Below are 16299 nucleotides of genomic sequence, written 5' to 3' on the forward strand. Positions count from 1 at the left end.
CTAATTCATAGAAACAGACTTCGTTTCCATTTTAGCTTCACGAGCTTTAGCAGCTTCCATCCATTTAGGTAATAAGTTCTCTTTGAATTCTTTCTTTTCAGCTTCTAATTTCTCTATATCCAAACCAATATACTTCTGTGCTTTTTCTTTTGAAGAAATGTCTGGCATATCTACTGGTTTGTTATGACCTAAATCTGCTAAAAGACGGGCGAGTTTAACTCTTGCTTCCGCAGCAATATCTAAACCTCCACCAATTACTCTAGCAATTTCTACAGGAGAGTGAAAAGATGCACCATGAGATGCCGCTGAATAATCCCAACGCCATTGTCCGTGACGAATATCTTGTAAAATTGGTTTCATTTGTTCGTCCGTTGCTCCCAACTCCCAAGCTTTACCAGCTTCTACGTGTGCTTTAACCAATAAGTCCTCTAGTTTTATACGGTTTTCCGTTGCCTTGCGCTGACGCTCGTAAACGTTTTCCATTAACTTGGCCGACTCTTCTCTGTGACATGCTTGGCAAGCATTGGCCATATTATTTAAAGGAGATTGTACATGGTGGTCTGTAAATTTCTGTCCACCTTCACTCTTATAAGGCATGTGGCAATCTGCACAGGAAACTCCCCTATCTGCGTGTACTCCCGTTTTAAAAGTTTCGTATCCAGGATGCTGCGCTTTTAACATTGGCGTCTTACTAATCTTATGTGTCCAATCTGCAAATGCTATATCATCATAATACTTCTCCATATCCTCAACAGCCATCCCATCTTTCCAAGGGAAAACTAAATATGGTACGCCTTCTTTGCCCGGCAAGTTTTTATTGAAATAGTATTCAACGTGACACTGAGCACAAACCAATGAACGCATTTCTTGGTGCGTAGCTTGGTTAATATCTTTGCCCATAGCATCAAAAGCTTCTACCAGTGCAGGACGCGTAATCTTAAGTTTCATATTCCCTGGATCATGACAATCTGCACAACCAATAGGGTTTACGATCTCTTCTCCTTTATCTGCCCATTTACCTTTGTAAAATTCCGTTACGCCTATTTCACTCATTAACCTTGGTACGTCAGGGCCTTTACAAGTCCAACATGTTGCTGGCATTGGTCCATCTCCTTTTCCTTTTGGCCCACCGGTTCTTAAGCTATTTCTAATATCTTCAACTGCATATGAATGCCCTCTACCTTGATTGTAATCTTTAGAAAAACCATAACCGGCAAAAAGCACCACTAACCTTGGGTCTTCTTCCAATACATCTCGCATGGCAGAACCTCCTTGAAAACTAGCAAATGTAGTATCTGCCGTTTGTAACCAAGACTGGTATTCTTGGGGATAGTTGTCTCCCCAAACTTTACTCCTAGGTTCGTTTTCACCAATATTTACCTTTGGTACATACTCGTATTTTGCCTCACTTTTTCTGTTGATTATACTAGAAGCCAATAGCCCTAATAAAAAAACAGCTATAATAGTTACTACAAATAAGACCTTGTTTTTCATATTCCTCGTCTTTATTTATTCTTTTCTTTTTCTAACCAAGCAGGTATTACAGCTTCTTCTTGATCGGTTGGTAATGGTGCTATATTGTATCGTAATGTAGAAATACCTTGAACTTTTCCGTGTGGAATTTCCCTATGACAACTCCAACATTGTCTATCCGTTCTATTCTCGGCATGGTTATCTATCCAACCATCATATTTAGTCTGAGTAACTTGTTGCATATGACAACGTATACAGTTTGCCTGTACCACTTTCTGAGAGGCTTCTTGCATTTTTATGACGTCCGGCTCTGCTCTTAATGTAAATATCGTTGCATGGTACAACCCATCTTTTGCTTTGAAGAAATACTTATTCACGACGTTATCATGAGGTACATGGCAATCGTTGCAATTAGCCCACTCTCTATGTGAACTATGCATCCAACCATTATAAACTGGAGTCATAACATGGCAATTAACACATGCCTCTGGGTTATCTGACAAATAAGAAACAACCTCTCCTTCTTTAGCCAAGAACAAGCCTATACCAATAAATACAGCAATGAGAAATACAGCCGTAGTTCTCCATCCAGAATTTTTTTGGGGTAGTATGTTAGGGGTTTCCTTCAATTTTGGCGGTTAATTTGAAACACGAAAATAATTAAAAAATACTTTATACATGCCTGATTTACAGTATTTGTTAACAAAAAATTAAGTTAAAAAAAATCCACCTATTTCATGATCAATATCATATTTTTTACCATAAAATAATCAGAAAACACCTACTGATAATAAACTTTAAATTGCCTACAATGCTCAAAAAAAGAAATATCTTGCATGGTATGGGAATATTTGACTTTAGAGATCCGAGCAAAAGAAAAAAAAAGAGTGATACGGTTACTATAGAATGTAATGCTAAGGAGATATTTCTTAATAATACGCTCATTAGTTTCCCTACTAACTACACAGTTCTAAAAAATCTATTTGGAGAGGCATCACGTATTGAGCCTATTAAGCAAACAAAAAATAACGTGTATTTATGGGATGACCTTGGTATCTATTGTTCTACACCCGATCCTGAGAAAATGTTAATGCTCCTTTTGGTAGAAGACAACAGATACGGCCTAGGTCACCAACCCTTGAAAAATTTTACTGGAGATGTCATTATAGACGGTAAACCTATGCAAGAAACGATTCAGAGCGTAGATACGGACAGACCTTATATGATACGGTCTATTATAAAGGAGAAAAAACAAGTAGCCATTGCACTTGGATGGAATCCCGGTGTTTGACGTCCATCTTTTATAGATGATAAATGTCATGTTTATTGAGGTTTAAATAGCGAATCTTTGTTGCCAAATGTAATAAATCAACTATTATGACCATACAAAGACTTCAGGTAGGTATCCTATTTTTACTTATTTTCAACTTTATTCCAATAACAGCACAAACGCTGGAAGTAGATGCAGATGTAAGAGCTCGCTTTGAATATCGCCACGGATTTAATAACCTTTTTCCTAATGATGCCGATCCTGCAGCATTCGTAAACCAACGTACCCGTCTTAATATTGGGTATTCCGATGAAAAACTAAAACTATTTATTGCCGTACAAGATGTAAGTACCTGGGGAGATACCCGCCAAATATTAGCGGTAGACGGTAACGATTCTTTCTCTTTGTTTCAAGCTTGGGCACAATTACAATTCAATGAAAATTGGTCTACCAAGTTAGGTAGACAAGTAATTTCTTATGATGATCAACGTATTTTTGGTGGTTTAGATTGGGCAATGCAGGGGCGTTTTCATGATGCTGCCATCATAAGCTATAAGAAGGATGATTTTATGCTTGACTTAGGTGGAGCGTTTAGCCAAGAAGCACCAAGTAATGAAGGAACTGCTTATAATATTCAAGGTTTTTTTACGTATAAATCCATGCAGTATGCCTACCTCAAGAAATCTTGGGAAAAAAGTTCTGTGAGCTTTCTTTTTCTAAACACAGGTTTTCAAGATTTTACGGGTGATGCCAATGATATTGCAGATGGCGTTTCCTATAGACAGACTACGGGTTCTTATTTTAAATTCCCAGTACAAAAAGTGAATTTTGCCGGTAGTGCCTACTATCAATTTGGGAAAGCGAATGCTACAACAGATTTAGCTGCTTATCAATTGGCTTTAGAGGCTACTTATAAATCTAATAAAATTCTTTACGGATTAGGTGTTGAACTTTTAAGCGGAACTGATCAAGACGGTGACTCTAAAAACAAATCGTTCTTTCCTCTTTACGGCACCAATCATAAGTTTAATGGATTCATGGATTATTTTTATGTAGGCAACCATGCTAACAATGTTGGACTTAATGATGTATACGGGAAAATTGTATTTACTACAGGTGAAAAATCTAACCTATTGTTAAAAGGACATTACTTTAGCGCCAATGCAGACCTTACCGGAGATGCAGATGCTTACCTAGGAACGGAATTAGATTTAGTATATACACAAGCTCTAATGAAGAATGTAAAACTAAATGTAGGGTATTCGCATATGTTTGCTTCGGATAGTATGAGTCTTATAAAAGGTGGCAGACCAAGTGATAATACCAACAACTGGGGATGGGTTCAACTAACAATCAACCCTAATCTTTTTAAAACAAATTTGAGTAAAGCAGCAAATTAAGAATACAACTACCTCAACATAGTAAAGCTGCAATCTTTTGGATTGCAGCTTTTTTTTTATCCACCTATAGCAATCATACTCCGGTTGTTATGAGAATCAGGGTCTTTAAATTTTTCTAGCGTATCCATTCCGCTACGTACTTTTTGCTTTGCTTGTACGGCTTTCCCAATTACTGTAGTTATTGATTTTCCTTCACGAAGCGGCGTAAGTAAATCAGATTCTGTGGTTGAGAATAAGCAGTTCTTAAGTTGCCCGTTTGCCGTTAAGCGCACTCTATTACAACTATCACAAAAAGGATTGGTTACAGAGCTTATAACAGCAAAAGTCCCCTTATAACCTTTTATTTGATAGTTTTTGGCCGTATCATTAGGCGCGTCGTCAAGTCTTATAAAACTGCTTGCATCATACTTGGCATATACTTGTTTCAATACTTCCTCGAGCGAAACCAGTTTTTCCAAATCCCATTTATTACCATCAAAAGGCATAAACTCAATAAAACGAATCTGCAACGCCTGCGTCTTGGTAAGCTCTATAAAATCGATAATCTCATTTTCATTAAACCCTTTTATTAAAACACAGTTTATCTTCACCTCAAAACCCTCTTTTACCAACAATTGTATGTTGTCATAGACCTTTTTGAAATAGTCCCTACGGGTTATAAAAGTATTTTTATCGGTGTTCAAAGAATCTAGGCTCACATTAATTTTCTTAAGACCTATTTTCTTAAACGTATCAATGAACTTATCTACGATAACTCCATTGGTGGTTATGGCCAATTCAATAGGAAGTGAAGCCAATTTCTCCATAATTAAAGCGGCATCCTTTCGTACTAATGGCTCGCCACCTGTAAGCCTTATTTTAGTGACTCCGTGGTCCACAAACTCTTTTGCTATGGCGTAGATTTCCTCATACGTCATAATATGAGATTTTGGTGAAAGCGAAATACCAGCTGCAGGCATGCAATACGTACAACGTAAATTACAACGCTCCGTAAGTGAGATGCGCAAGTAGGTATGTTTTCTACCAAATGTGTCCGTAAGGATATTTTTAGATTCCGTCATATTAATCGTGTCTTGCTCCTTTTAAAATTCTAAAAACATGTAAAATGGATGGAAAAATAGCATCCATAGATTCTTTTGCGCCATTTGTAGAGCCAGGCAAGGCCAACACCATAGTGTTTTTTATGGTTCCCGCCATACTTCTAGAAAGCATAGCATAAGGCATGCGGTCCTGTCCGTATTTTCTAATAGCTTCTTCTATACCAGGAATAGTTCTATCCAATAATGGTTTTAGAGCCTCTGGTGTAATATCGCGCTGAGATAGCCCTGTTCCTCCTGTATAAATTATTAAGTCCGCTCCGTTGGCTTGATAGTGTTTGGCCTTTTCTTGAATGATAGCTTCATCATCGGGAATGATAATATAATCTTGAAGCGTAACTTCGCATTCTTTTAATTTTGCCATAACGGCTTTACCAGCTCTGTCTTCTTTTTTCCCTTCTGAAATGGAATCAGAACATACGATAACAACAGCATTTAAATCGCGTCTAAACTTATCCTTAAAACTAGACTTCCCTCCTTTTTTCTCTATCAGCTTAATATGATGTAATTCTATGCCCTTATCTATAGGCTTAAGCATATCATACATATTAAGAGCTACCACACTTGCCCCATGCATAGCCTCTACCTCAACACCAGTTTTATAAATGGTCTTTACGGTTACTAATACTTTAATTTCAAGTCCATCTATCTCATATTCAATACCTGTGAATTCTATGGGTAATGGATGGCAGTCCGGAAGTAAATCCGGTGTTTTCTTAACCCCCAGAAGTCCAGCTGCTTTACTCATGGCAAAAACATCACCCTTGGGTACGGTTCTATTCTGGATAGCATCAATGGTTTCCTGACGGCTGACTTTTACAATTGTCTGAGCTGTTGCCGTTCTAAGAGTATTACTTTTATGTGTAATGTCTACCATATACGGCTAGCTATTTACTTTCCATTGCGAAGATTCATCCTCAAAAATTTCCTTCCCAAAAACAGGTACATCTGCCTTAATGGCTTCCACCACGTATTCCAATGCCTTAAACACTTCTTTTCGCCTTGGGGATGACACAAAAACGAATAGACATATCTCCCCGGATTTTACCTCTCCCAAACTATGGTAGATATGCATACAGGTAAGATTGAATTTTTCAAAAGTAGCTTCCCTTATATCATGGAATTTCTTATTTGCCATGTCTTCATATGCGGTATACTCAATTGCAGCAACTTTTTTATCGTCTACAACATCTGCCCGTACTTGGCCTAGAAAAATATTATGTGCACCAATGCTGGTTTTAGATTGATGCTTGGCAATAGACTCCGCTATAAATGTTGAAGAAATTGCTCCTGGTTTAAATACGTTTTTATAAGTAGTGCTCATTTTCTAATCCTATTTTCTTTACTATAAATTGATGGTGTTATTTCTATTGACCTTATAGGTCTTTTGCTATAGAAATAACTTTGATTCGTTTTTCTTAAATTCCGTTTAGGGTTTCAAACTCTTCGTCCAGAAACTCCCAACACTTTTTATTAATTCGTTCAAAAGCGGCTATTAAGTTTTTTCCATAGGGTGTAATAACCGTTCCTCCTCCTTTTTGACCGCCAACAGATGTAGTCACTACCGCTTCTTTGGCAGATTTATTAACGGCATCTATTAACGTCCATGCTTTCTTATATGACATTCCAATAGACTTCGCTGCTTTTGACAATGAGCCTTGTGCTTCAATTTCTTTTAGCAACTTCACTCTACCTTCACCTACCAGAACGTTATCCCCTACTTCTATCCAAATCCTACTTTTAATTTTATAATCGCTCATAATACATAGTCTATTTAGTGGGTAGCAATATGGTTTTTACGTTTTGGCCTTTTTTAATTTCCGCTGAGTTTCTAGGCAAACAGACCAGAGCATTGGCATCTCCAAAAGCCCGCACCATAGCAGAACTCTGTCCTCCTAAAATAGTCACTCCTGCACCTTCTATCCGTGCTTTGAGAAATTGTGCTTGAGTTCCTTTTACCGTGTAATCAAATAATAAAGGCAAAGAAATAGCTGGAAGGTTCATATGCTCCGCTCCTTCGTACTTCTTTAAAAGGGGATACACATAGATATAAAAACAACTAAGCGCAGCGGCAGGGTTTCCGGGAAGTCCAAATATTGATGTTCCTTCCTTCTTTCCAAAAAACAAAGGTTTCCCCGGTTTTTGCTTCACCTTATAGAAAATCTCTTGTACGCCAATGGCATTTATTGCTTTTCCAACAAAATCATAATCCCCTACAGATACTCCGCCTGTAACAATAACTACATCATGTTTCCCTAGGGTATCTTTTAATACTTTTTTTGTTTTATCGTAATCGTCCTTTATAGTAACAACAGAGGTATTCTTGTAACCCAATTCTTTAAGCACAGCGGTTAGCATAGCGCCATTAGATTCGTATATCTCTCCATAAGACAATTTATCTCCAGGACTTACAAGTTCGTTACCTGTTACTACTATAGCTATTGACGGCTTTTCACAGACCGTAATTTTCGTAACTCCCAAACTGGCCAGAAATCCTATATGAACTCCCTTAATTGTTGTCCCTTTGTTTATAGCAACACCGCCTACTTTTATTTGCTCTCCTTGGAGCCTAATATTTGTATTCTCCTTTGGAGATTCTTCTATGCTTATTTTATTCCCATCTACGGTGACTTTTTCTTGCATCACAACCGTATTTGCCGTAACGGGCACCGGAGCTCCTGTAAAAATTCGAACAGCTTCGCCTTTATGTAAAGTGGGATTGTTATTGTCACCTGCTTTTACTTCCCCGACCATGCTATAAGTAACATCGTCCCCTATATGTAATGCATAACCATCCATAGCAGACTGCCTAAATGGAGGCATATCTATTTCTGAAATTACATCTTTGGCCAGAACATAATCTAGTCCATCTTTAAGGTCAACCTCAAGCACTTTTGTGCTCATAGAACCATGTAATAAAACCAATTCTAACGCTGTAGTAGTATCTATCATTATCCGTGCGTTGTGTTAGTTTTTAAACTAGTGTCGGGCATTTGAAAAAGGTGTTTTCACATACAGCATCCATCATAATCCCATGGTATTGTTTTAATAATCACTCCTAAATTCCCCTTTCAGAAAATTTACTATTTCCTAACAGGGGATGAATATACAAAATCGTTATTTCCGTTCAAATATAACGATAGCTTTATTATTCATTCTATGACATTTATCATCTTTTCAAGAACAATACTCACCTATTTTTGCTAAATTGTTAAACAACTGTTAATGAAAACTCCTAGTTTTCAAACACATATAACCGACCCTGAATGCCTATTAAAAGCTACCTAGCTCACCCTATTACAGGAAGAAAAGAAGAATTAATGACCGCATTAATCAGTCTTGGTCAATGTGAAGTTATTCCTGCCGAGAACCAAAACATTTTGGCATTGGTTACCGATACCCAAACCGAAAAAGAAGACGAAATTCTAAAAGAAAAAATTGAAGCCCTAAGCAGTCTAAAATTACTGGCCTTAGTTTCTGGCTTTAACACCCCTCAATAATTTATATAGCTATGTACGATTCTGTAACAAATAGAAGGAGTTTTATAAAAAAGATGGCCATGTTGTCTGCAATTACGGCAGCTGCGTCTATGTTCCCCGGTATTGTGTTTGCCAGCGAGCAAGAAAAAGGAATTCCTGAAAATGCGAACCTAGATTGGAAAAAAGGTCCGTGTAGATTCTGCGGCGTAGGTTGTGGTATACTTGTAGGTACTGAAAACGGAAAAGCTGTAGCTGTAAAAGGGGATCCAAACTCTTCTGTAAACAAAGGGTTGTTATGTGTAAAAGGATATCACCAAATTATGTGTATCCAATCTAAGGATAGACTTAAAACGGCCTTAGTAAAGAAAAACGGTAAATACGTAGAAACCCCATTAAGTGAAGCTTTAGACCTTGTTGCTTCTAAAATGAAAGAAAGCATTGCCCAAAACGGTAAAGATTCTGTGGCCATGTATACTTCCGGGCAGTCTACAATACCAGAAGGCTATATTGCTTCTAAATTAATGAAAGGAGCTATAGGTACCAATAACCTAGATTGTAATGCACGCCTTTGTATGGCAAGTGCCGTAACAGGATTCTTAACCTCTTTTGGAGCGGATGAGCCCATGGGTTGCTATGAAGATATTGATCACGCAGATTACTTTGTTACTTGGGGAAACAATATGGCAGAAATGCACCCGGTTCTATTCTCAAGAATGCTAGAACAAAAAGCAAAACGTGGTGCTAAAATCATAGATTTTGCCACACGAACTACACGTTCAAGTACAGCTTCTGACAAATCAATCTTATTTGAACCTCAAACGGATTTAGCGGTAGCAAATGCTATTTGTTATGAGATTATACAAAACGGGTGGGTGAACAAATCCTTTGTTGAAAAGCACTGTAGCTTTAGTAAAGGCCTTACCAATATTGGCTATGGTCTAGAAGACAAGTTTAAGTTTACGGATAAGCCGGAGAAAATAGATTTTGAGGCGTATAAAGTATTCCTAGAAGATTACAGTCCAGAAAAAGTGGCTAAGTATTCTAAGGTTTCCGTTAAGGATATTAAATACCTAGCAGCAATTTACGGGGACCCAAATAAAAAAGTAGTGTCTTATTGGTGTATGGGAATGAACCAACACACCAGAGGAACATGGATAAACAACCTTGTTTACAATATTCATTTACTTACCGGTAAAATATCGCAACCGGGCAACGGTCCTTTTTCATTAACAGGTCAGCCTTCTGCTTGTGGTACCGCACGTGAAGTGGGAACTTTTACACACAAATTACCACACGGGGTTGTAATGAATGAGAAAGATAGAGAAATGGCCGCTAAAATCTGGAAGGTTCCGGTGGACCGTATTCCTTCTAAGCCTACCTATCATGCCACTGAAATGTTTCGCGCAGTAGACCGTGGCGATATTAATTTTATATGGGTACAGGCCACCAATCCTTTAGTTTCTTTGCCTAAGACCAGTCGTTACCGTCCAGCAATGGAAAAGAAATCTTGTTTTGTTGTGGTTTCGGATGTATTCCCTACACCTACTACGGATGTAGCAGATGTTATTCTTCCAGCTGCTTGGCATATTGAGAAAGGTGGACTCTATGGTAATTCTGAGCGAAGAACGCAGTATTGGCAAAAAATGGTTGATGCACCTGGAGAGGCAACAGCAGATACTTGGATGTTTATTGAAGTAGCAAGACGAATGGGATTTGAAGATCTATTCCCTTACAGCAAAGAAAATCACGTAGAAGAAATATACAACGAATACAGACAATTTCACGAAGGTGCAAAACACGGAATGGCACCACTAGAAGTCTTAAAGAAAGAGTCCGGAGCTATCTGGCCTTATGTAAATGGCAAGTCTACGCAATGGCGATACAATGCCAAATATGACCCTGCCTGTTCAAATGATGAAGACTTTCATTTTTACGGGAAACCAGATGGTAGAGCCGTAATCTGGCAACGTCCGTTTGAAGATGCCCCAGAGAAACCAGACCAAGAATACCCATTCTGGCTAAACACAGGTCGTGTTGTAGAACATTGGCATACAGGGTCTATGACTCGTAGAATTCCAGTACTACATCAAGCTATGCCAAATGCTTATGTAGAGTTTCACCCAGATGATGCAAAGTCTTTAGGAATTAGAAACGGAGAAAATATTAAAGTAACCTCTCGCCGAGGTTCTTGTACATTACCGGCATCCATCAACGAAAGAGGTCTGCCTACAAAAGGGCAAGTGTTTGTTCCTTTCTTTGATGAGAACATGCTCATTAACGATGTAACCTTAGACTCCTTCTGCCCTATTTCTAAAGAACCAGATTATAAAAAATGTGCGGTTAAAGTTGAAAGAGCATAAACTATGAAAAAGAGACTTGGAATCATATCGTTTTTTGTAGTAATCTTCATAGCGTTTATCGTTGTTTGGAACTACAGCTATGAACAGGGTTTGGAAGAAGCCTATACACCTGTTATTGAAACGCCTACCGGAAACTTTATTCCATCGGAAAGTGGCGCTTTTAGACGATTTGATGATGCAGGTGCAGGTTTAGATTATCTAAATATGCCTGTAGATGAAAACCACCAACGAACGCTAGATACGTATTATGATAATAGAGCCTATCCAGGAGCACCACCAAGTATTCCGCACCCTGTAGCAAAAGAGCGCAGCTTTGGAGGCAATACATGTATACAGTGTCACCAGAACGGTGGCTTTGTAGCAAAGTTCAATGCCTATGCCCCTGTTACGCCACATCCAGAAATGGTAAACTGCAGACAGTGCCACGTTACTAAAAACACCACTAGCGACTTTAAGGAAAACGGATTTGTAAAACCGGAGCCGCCAAAAGTAGGTGAAGGTGCAAATAATGCATTGGTAGGAAGCCCTCCAATGATACCGCATCAATTACAAATGAGAGAAAGTTGTATTTCCTGTCACGGAGGACCAAGTGCGCCTAAAGAGATTAGAGTTTCACATCCGGACCGTATTAATTGTAGACAATGCCATTTACCAAAACATAGTGAGCAATCAACTGTTGATACGAATACATTTCTAAGACAATTCGATAAACTAAATGAAAAATAGAACGCTAATATATTCCGTAGTAGTACTTCTAGGGGTATCCTTATTCTCTTGTAAAGGCGAAGAAGAGTACCATTCCATATCCGACAAAATAGAAGGGGAAAGTAAACCATATCATGGCGCACTAACCTCCGAACAATTATTAGCGGATACGGAGTTAATTGAAATTACGGAAGGAGAACATACATTCCTTATTCCAGAACGAAAGGGACAAATAAAATCATTTGCCTGTATAGAGTGCCATAGCAAACCTGTCTCGCAAATGATTGGTAAAGATGCGCCAAAAGCACACTGGGATATTAAAGTGAATCATGCCAATAGTGATGCTATGAACTGTGCTACCTGTCACAACGGAGAGGACATGAACCAGCTGAATACATTAACAGGAAAAAACATAGATTTCAATTTAAGCTACAAACTATGTTCGCAATGCCACTCTAGTCAATTTGAAGATTGGAAAGGTGGTGCTCACGGTAAAAAAGTAGCAGGATGGGCTCCTCCACGAGCATCCAACACCTGTGTAAATTGTCATAATCCACACAGTCCAAGTTTTGAAAAAAGATGGCCGGTACAGTTCAATACAAAAACGGCAATAGAACGTAACGAAGGTTTAGGTCATTAAAAATAAAGGTATGAGCGATAATAAAAAATGGTACTCTCTAGACCTAGGTCTAAACAATAAAAAAGAATCTTCGGGTTCTTGTGGTTGCGGTAAATCTGAAGGAAGCTGCAGTAGCACTCCTAAGGAACAAGTAGAAGAAGAATTAAGTCCAGAAGAATTTTACGAGGCTGCCATTAATGCATCTATTGGTGAAGAAAGGCACCGCGATGGTTTTGAGCAGGTTTTTGATGTGAAAATGGACAGAAGAAGCGCCTTTAAAAAGCTAACAGCTAGCCTATTAATTGGTGCAGGTGCAGTAACTACTTCATGTAGTGTAACCACCGGAAGCGATACCAAAGAAAAAGCTCAGATAGATTGGGAAGAGCAGTTTAAAGGAAACTATAAACTAATGACCGATGAAGAGAAACAGGGCACTATAAATAGACTTATGCGTTCGTATGAATTAAGAACGGATAAGAAAATAAACATGACCGCAGAAAATGCGGCAGAAGACGTGCTCTTTGGTTATGCTTTTAATATATCCAAATGTCAAGGGTATATGAATTGTGTAAATGCCTGTGTTGAGGAGAACAACCAAGACCGAAATTCCGAAATGCAATACATCCGTATTCACGAGATGAAAGATGGTGAAGGTTTTAAGTTTGATAAAGCGGATGATAACTATTACCACGAGGTACCTGCGGAAGGTCATTTCTATATGGGAACACAATGTTTTCATTGTGACAACCCTCCTTGTGTTGAGGTTTGCCCCGTACAGGCTACTTGGAAAGAGGAAGACGGACTTGTGGTTATAGATTATGACTGGTGCGTTGGCTGCCGTTATTGTATGGCCGCTTGCCCTTACGATGGTAGACGTTTTAATTGGAGCAAACCTGAAGTTCCTGAACCAGAAGTAAATAAAAATCAACATTACTTAGGGAACAGAATGCGTAAAAAAGGCGTCATGGAAAAATGTACTTTCTGTGTGCAACGTACGCGTAAAGGAAAAAACCCGGCCTGTGTAGAAGCATGTCCTACCGGAGCTAGAATTTTCGGTAATCTATTAGATCCCAATAGCACCATAAGATGGGTACTAGAAAACAAGAAAGTATTTAGACTAAAAGAAGATTTAGGCACAGAACCCAAGTTCTGGTACTTCATGGACTAAAAACGTCATAAAAGAAAGCACTGAATCGTAACGCTCAGAATATCAAAAATTCTTAGCCAGCAGATTTAAAACAATATACAATGGGAGCATTTAAAGTATTTAAAAGTTTGGTGGTCGATAGTTTAGATACCATAACCAAGGGGTCTAAAACGTATCACCTTTGGATGGGGTTTCTTACCCTTGTAATGCTAATTGGCATGTATTGTTATTCCATTCAATTAGAAGAAGGGCTTAGCGCTACGGGAATGTCCGACCGTGTTAGCTGGGGACTATATATTTCTAATTTTACTTTTTTAGTCGGAGTTGCCGCGGCTGCCGTAATGTTGGTAATGCCTACCTACGTTCTAAAAGATATTGATTTTAAGCAGGCCGTATTAATCGGAGAAGGACTGGCCGTAGCGGCTTTAATAATGTGTTTGGCCTTTGTAGTTGCCGATATGGGCGGACCATCCGTGTTATGGCATATGATTCCTGGAATAGGGGTTTTTAACTTCCCGAACTCCATGCTGACTTGGGATGTTATTGTATTAAACGGATACCTTTTTATTAATATTAGTATTCCGTTTTATATTCTCTTTAAGCACTATCAGAATAAAGAAGCTAAGAAAAGTGTCTATGTACCGGGTGCAATTATATCCGTATTTTGGGCCGTAGGTATTCACTTGGTTACTGCCTTTTTATACCAAGGTCTGCAAGCACGGCCTTTTTGGAACAATGCATTGTTAGGGCCTCGTTTCTTGGCATCGGCATTTGCAGCGGGACCTTCACTTATTATTTTGGTTTTAGCCGTCATACGTTCTTTTACAGCATTTAAGATAGAAGATAAAACAATCAAAAAAATAGCCATGATTGTAACGGTAGCTGCTCAGATAAATTTAATCATGCTGGTCTCGGAATTATTCAAGGAATTTTATGCCCCTACACACCATAGTGAAAGTGCGTATTACCTTTTCTTTGGCCTACATGGTAAAAATGCATTACTACCGTGGATCTGGACTGCTATTCCTCTAAACGTTCTTGCAACAGTGATACTCACGTTCAATAAGTTTAGAAATAACCTGAAAGTATTGTACGTCTGCTGCTTTATGCTATTTGTAGCTATATGGATAGAAAAGGGGTTTGGCTTAATCGTTCCGGGCTTCATTCCCGGACCTTACGGTAAAATAGTAGAATATCTACCCACTGGCGTAGAGATTGGAGTTACGATTGGTATTTGGGCAATGGGCGCCTTTGTATTTACCATTCTTGCCAAAACCGCTATTGGTATTGAGCTGGGAGAGCTACGGTATAAAGATAAAAAGGCTTAAGCCTCACAACCCTTTCTAAAATATAAGCACAGGTTCCTTTACTAGTAATATAGTAATGGAACCTGTATTGGTTTATATACTTTTAAAATGAATAAAATTGGTTTAGATTAGTGGTGAATTTAAAATAGAGATATGTGTAATTGTACACATAACCGTACGTTCGCCGCAATTATGAAAATCCAACCCGATAAGGAACATAAGTACAGTTCTGAATGTGCAATTGATATTTTTCTAAGTACATTTCAAATTTTACAGCAAAGTGAATTAGAGTTTTTTACTAAGACGCAACAGATTTTTAATAAGACAAACCCTTGTAACATTTATTTTATCCTAAAAAGACCAAAAACTACAATAAACCCAAGTTATTTAAAAGTTGATAAAAACTGGATTGAATTAATGTTTTATATCCAAGTTCAAGAAAAAAAGGAATCTAGGTTGTTAAGAATTCCAAATAATGATAAAACGCAGAATATTAAATTACATTCGGAGTATCCCTACAATTATTTTACATTAATAATTAATGAGAGACACTCTGATTCATTTAAGGTTGGAGCATTGATTGACCAAGTACAATTCGAATTACCTAAAGTAGAACCTTTGCTAGACTATGAAGTTCTATATATAGGTCAAACATTTGGTAAAAATGGAGAAAGAACACCATTAGAAAGAATTTCTTCCCATTCAACTTTACAGTTAATCTACTCAGAAGCCATTTCTAAAAACCCTGACTCTGATATTTGGATTATGCTCACTTCGTTTAGTCAAAAGAATATTGCAAGCACAGATGGTCGAATAAAAATACCAAAAAAAAACGAACCAATTGATTTAAAGAGATTTTTAAATTTTTCAGACCCCAATTATGTTCAATTTACTGACAAGCAAAAGATTAATTTCACAGAAGCTTCTCTAATCAAAGCTTTTAGACCAAAATATAATAAAGAATATAAAGACACTTTTCCTAGTAAAACTCATAAAACATATAGTGAATGTTACGATTTAGACATTAATGCTATTGTTATTGAAACGGACACTTCAGCTCTATCAAGATGGTTATATACGGATAGTAAGCCAAAAGGGAAATTAAATGATAATGGACTTTTCAATTATCGGCAGTACGAAACTTTTCATTTTGTAACAAGTGATGATAGACATAAACTATTTAATAATGAGTACATATAAATCGTGCCACAACAATGTATACAACTCATATATAGATAGTTATTTAATTTAAAGTTAAGGCATATTTGCAAGTCCGCCAATTTTTTTAATTTGGCTTATTGAAAAAAAGATAATAAGAAAATTCGGCTCGTGCTTAACCGAAAATAAATTTATAATATACACGCTGAGAGCCATATACAAGACCGTTAGCATTAATTGATGGTTAGGATAGAAAAAGAACCAAACGTTTTAGCCTGGTTCAT

Annotated in this window: 16 protein-coding genes; 9 read left to right on the forward strand and 7 right to left on the reverse strand. The window is 37.8% G+C overall.

Going from position 1 to position 16299, the window contains the following annotated elements; all coding sequences use genetic code 11:
* Both nrfA and nrfH read right to left on the reverse strand, forming a co-directional pair.
* Entirely contained in the window at positions 1-1494 is a 1494-nt protein-coding gene (gene nrfA / locus HW347_RS06185; protein ID WP_214611047.1) for an ammonia-forming cytochrome c nitrite reductase, read from the reverse strand.
* A gap of 11 nt (positions 1495-1505) precedes the next feature.
* On the reverse strand, positions 1506-2102 hold the full coding sequence (gene nrfH, locus HW347_RS06190; RefSeq protein WP_214611048.1) for a cytochrome c nitrite reductase small subunit: 597 nt from the start codon (positions 2100-2102) through the stop codon (positions 1506-1508).
* A 182-nt stretch (positions 2103-2284) separates the two neighbouring features.
* Between nrfH and HW347_RS06195 the strand changes: the two genes are divergently transcribed.
* Both HW347_RS06195 and HW347_RS06200 read left to right on the forward strand, forming a co-directional pair.
* Complete coding sequence (locus HW347_RS06195) at positions 2285-2764, forward strand: DUF7738 domain-containing protein (RefSeq protein WP_214611049.1); 480 nt, start codon at positions 2285-2287, stop codon at positions 2762-2764.
* 86 nt (positions 2765-2850) lie between these two features.
* Positions 2851-4143 carry an alginate export family protein gene (locus tag HW347_RS06200; RefSeq protein ID WP_214611050.1) on the forward strand — a complete coding sequence of 431 codons (1293 nt, stop codon included), beginning with the start codon at positions 2851-2853 and terminating at the stop codon, positions 4141-4143.
* A 56-nt stretch (positions 4144-4199) separates the two neighbouring features.
* Here the strand turns inward: HW347_RS06200 and moaA are convergent, their stop codons facing one another.
* The 5 genes from moaA to HW347_RS06225 all read right to left on the reverse strand — a co-directional run bounded on the left by moaA (position 4200) and on the right by HW347_RS06225 (position 8192).
* Positions 4200-5204: a GTP 3',8-cyclase MoaA gene (gene moaA, locus HW347_RS06205; protein ID WP_214611051.1), complete on the reverse strand. Its 1005-nt coding sequence runs from the start codon at positions 5202-5204 to the stop codon at positions 4200-4202.
* Position 5205: 1 nt separating this feature from the next.
* Complete coding sequence (moaCB, locus tag HW347_RS06210) at positions 5206-6117, reverse strand: bifunctional molybdenum cofactor biosynthesis protein MoaC/MoaB (protein ID WP_214611052.1); 912 nt, start codon at positions 6115-6117, stop codon at positions 5206-5208.
* A gap of 6 nt (positions 6118-6123) precedes the next feature.
* Complete coding sequence (locus HW347_RS06215) at positions 6124-6564, reverse strand: molybdenum cofactor biosynthesis protein MoaE (protein WP_214611053.1); 441 nt, start codon at positions 6562-6564, stop codon at positions 6124-6126.
* Between the two features lie 94 nt (positions 6565-6658).
* Entirely contained in the window at positions 6659-7000 is a 342-nt protein-coding gene (locus HW347_RS06220) for a winged helix-turn-helix domain-containing protein (RefSeq protein ID WP_155596019.1), read from the reverse strand.
* A 10-nt stretch (positions 7001-7010) separates the two neighbouring features.
* Positions 7011-8192 carry a molybdopterin molybdotransferase MoeA gene (locus HW347_RS06225; protein WP_214611054.1) on the reverse strand — a complete coding sequence of 394 codons (1182 nt, stop codon included), beginning with the start codon at positions 8190-8192 and terminating at the stop codon, positions 7011-7013.
* Between the two features lie 314 nt (positions 8193-8506).
* Here HW347_RS06225 and HW347_RS06230 point away from each other — a divergent pair, with 314 nt between their 5' ends.
* The 7 genes from HW347_RS06230 (at position 8507) to HW347_RS06260 (ending at position 16057) form a co-directional block, all read left to right on the forward strand.
* Complete coding sequence (locus tag HW347_RS06230; protein ID WP_214611055.1) at positions 8507-8740, forward strand: hypothetical protein; 234 nt, start codon at positions 8507-8509, stop codon at positions 8738-8740.
* 11 nt (positions 8741-8751) lie between these two features.
* A complete protein-coding gene (locus HW347_RS06235; protein WP_214611056.1) occupies positions 8752-11079 on the forward strand; it encodes a molybdopterin-dependent oxidoreductase in 2328 nt (775 codons plus the stop codon).
* Positions 11080-11082: 3 nt separating this feature from the next.
* Positions 11083-11805, forward strand: a complete 723-nt coding sequence (locus HW347_RS06240) for a nitrate reductase cytochrome c-type subunit (protein WP_214611057.1) — start codon at positions 11083-11085, stop codon at positions 11803-11805.
* A complete protein-coding gene (locus tag HW347_RS06245; RefSeq protein ID WP_214611058.1) occupies positions 11795-12424 on the forward strand; it encodes a cytochrome c3 family protein in 630 nt (209 codons plus the stop codon). The genes HW347_RS06240 and HW347_RS06245 overlap by 11 nt, the downstream gene beginning before the upstream one ends.
* A gap of 10 nt (positions 12425-12434) precedes the next feature.
* Positions 12435-13571, forward strand: a complete 1137-nt coding sequence (locus HW347_RS06250) for a 4Fe-4S dicluster domain-containing protein (protein ID WP_214611059.1) — start codon at positions 12435-12437, stop codon at positions 13569-13571.
* An 80-nt stretch (positions 13572-13651) separates the two neighbouring features.
* Positions 13652-14878, forward strand: coding sequence for a sulfate reduction electron transfer complex DsrMKJOP subunit DsrP (gene dsrP / locus HW347_RS06255; RefSeq protein WP_214611060.1), 1227 nt, complete (start codon positions 13652-13654; stop codon positions 14876-14878).
* 171 nt (positions 14879-15049) lie between these two features.
* Positions 15050-16057, forward strand: a complete 1008-nt coding sequence (locus HW347_RS06260) for a hypothetical protein (protein WP_214611061.1) — start codon at positions 15050-15052, stop codon at positions 16055-16057.
* Positions 16058-16299: the final 242 nt, after the last annotated feature.

Origin of the sequence: Zobellia barbeyronii (assembly GCF_018603515.1) — a bacterium.
Lineage (GTDB): Bacteria > Bacteroidota > Bacteroidia > Flavobacteriales > Flavobacteriaceae > Zobellia > Zobellia barbeyronii.

Coding starts and splice junctions, on each gene's coding strand:
- nrfA (WP_214611047.1), bottom strand. CDS start 1,494: ATGAAAAACAAGGTCTTATTTGTAGTAACTATTATAGCTGTTTTTTTA.
- HW347_RS06195 (WP_214611049.1), top strand. CDS start 2,285: ATGCTCAAAAAAAGAAATATCTTGCATGGTATGGGAATATTTGACTTT.
- HW347_RS06200 (WP_214611050.1), top strand. CDS start 2,851: ATGACCATACAAAGACTTCAGGTAGGTATCCTATTTTTACTTATTTTC.
- moaA (WP_214611051.1), bottom strand. CDS start 5,204: ATGACGGAATCTAAAAATATCCTTACGGACACATTTGGTAGAAAACAT.
- moaCB (WP_214611052.1), bottom strand. CDS start 6,117: ATGGTAGACATTACACATAAAAGTAATACTCTTAGAACGGCAACAGCT.
- HW347_RS06215 (WP_214611053.1), bottom strand. CDS start 6,564: ATGAGCACTACTTATAAAAACGTATTTAAACCAGGAGCAATTTCTTCA.
- HW347_RS06220 (WP_155596019.1), bottom strand. CDS start 7,000: ATGAGCGATTATAAAATTAAAAGTAGGATTTGGATAGAAGTAGGGGAT.
- HW347_RS06225 (WP_214611054.1), bottom strand. CDS start 8,192: ATGATAGATACTACTACAGCGTTAGAATTGGTTTTATTACATGGTTCT.
- HW347_RS06230 (WP_214611055.1), top strand. CDS start 8,507: ATGCCTATTAAAAGCTACCTAGCTCACCCTATTACAGGAAGAAAAGAA.
- HW347_RS06235 (WP_214611056.1), top strand. CDS start 8,752: ATGTACGATTCTGTAACAAATAGAAGGAGTTTTATAAAAAAGATGGCC.
- HW347_RS06240 (WP_214611057.1), top strand. CDS start 11,083: ATGAAAAAGAGACTTGGAATCATATCGTTTTTTGTAGTAATCTTCATA.
- HW347_RS06245 (WP_214611058.1), top strand. CDS start 11,795: ATGAAAAATAGAACGCTAATATATTCCGTAGTAGTACTTCTAGGGGTA.
- HW347_RS06250 (WP_214611059.1), top strand. CDS start 12,435: ATGAGCGATAATAAAAAATGGTACTCTCTAGACCTAGGTCTAAACAAT.
- dsrP (WP_214611060.1), top strand. CDS start 13,652: ATGGGAGCATTTAAAGTATTTAAAAGTTTGGTGGTCGATAGTTTAGAT.
- HW347_RS06260 (WP_214611061.1), top strand. CDS start 15,050: ATGAAAATCCAACCCGATAAGGAACATAAGTACAGTTCTGAATGTGCA.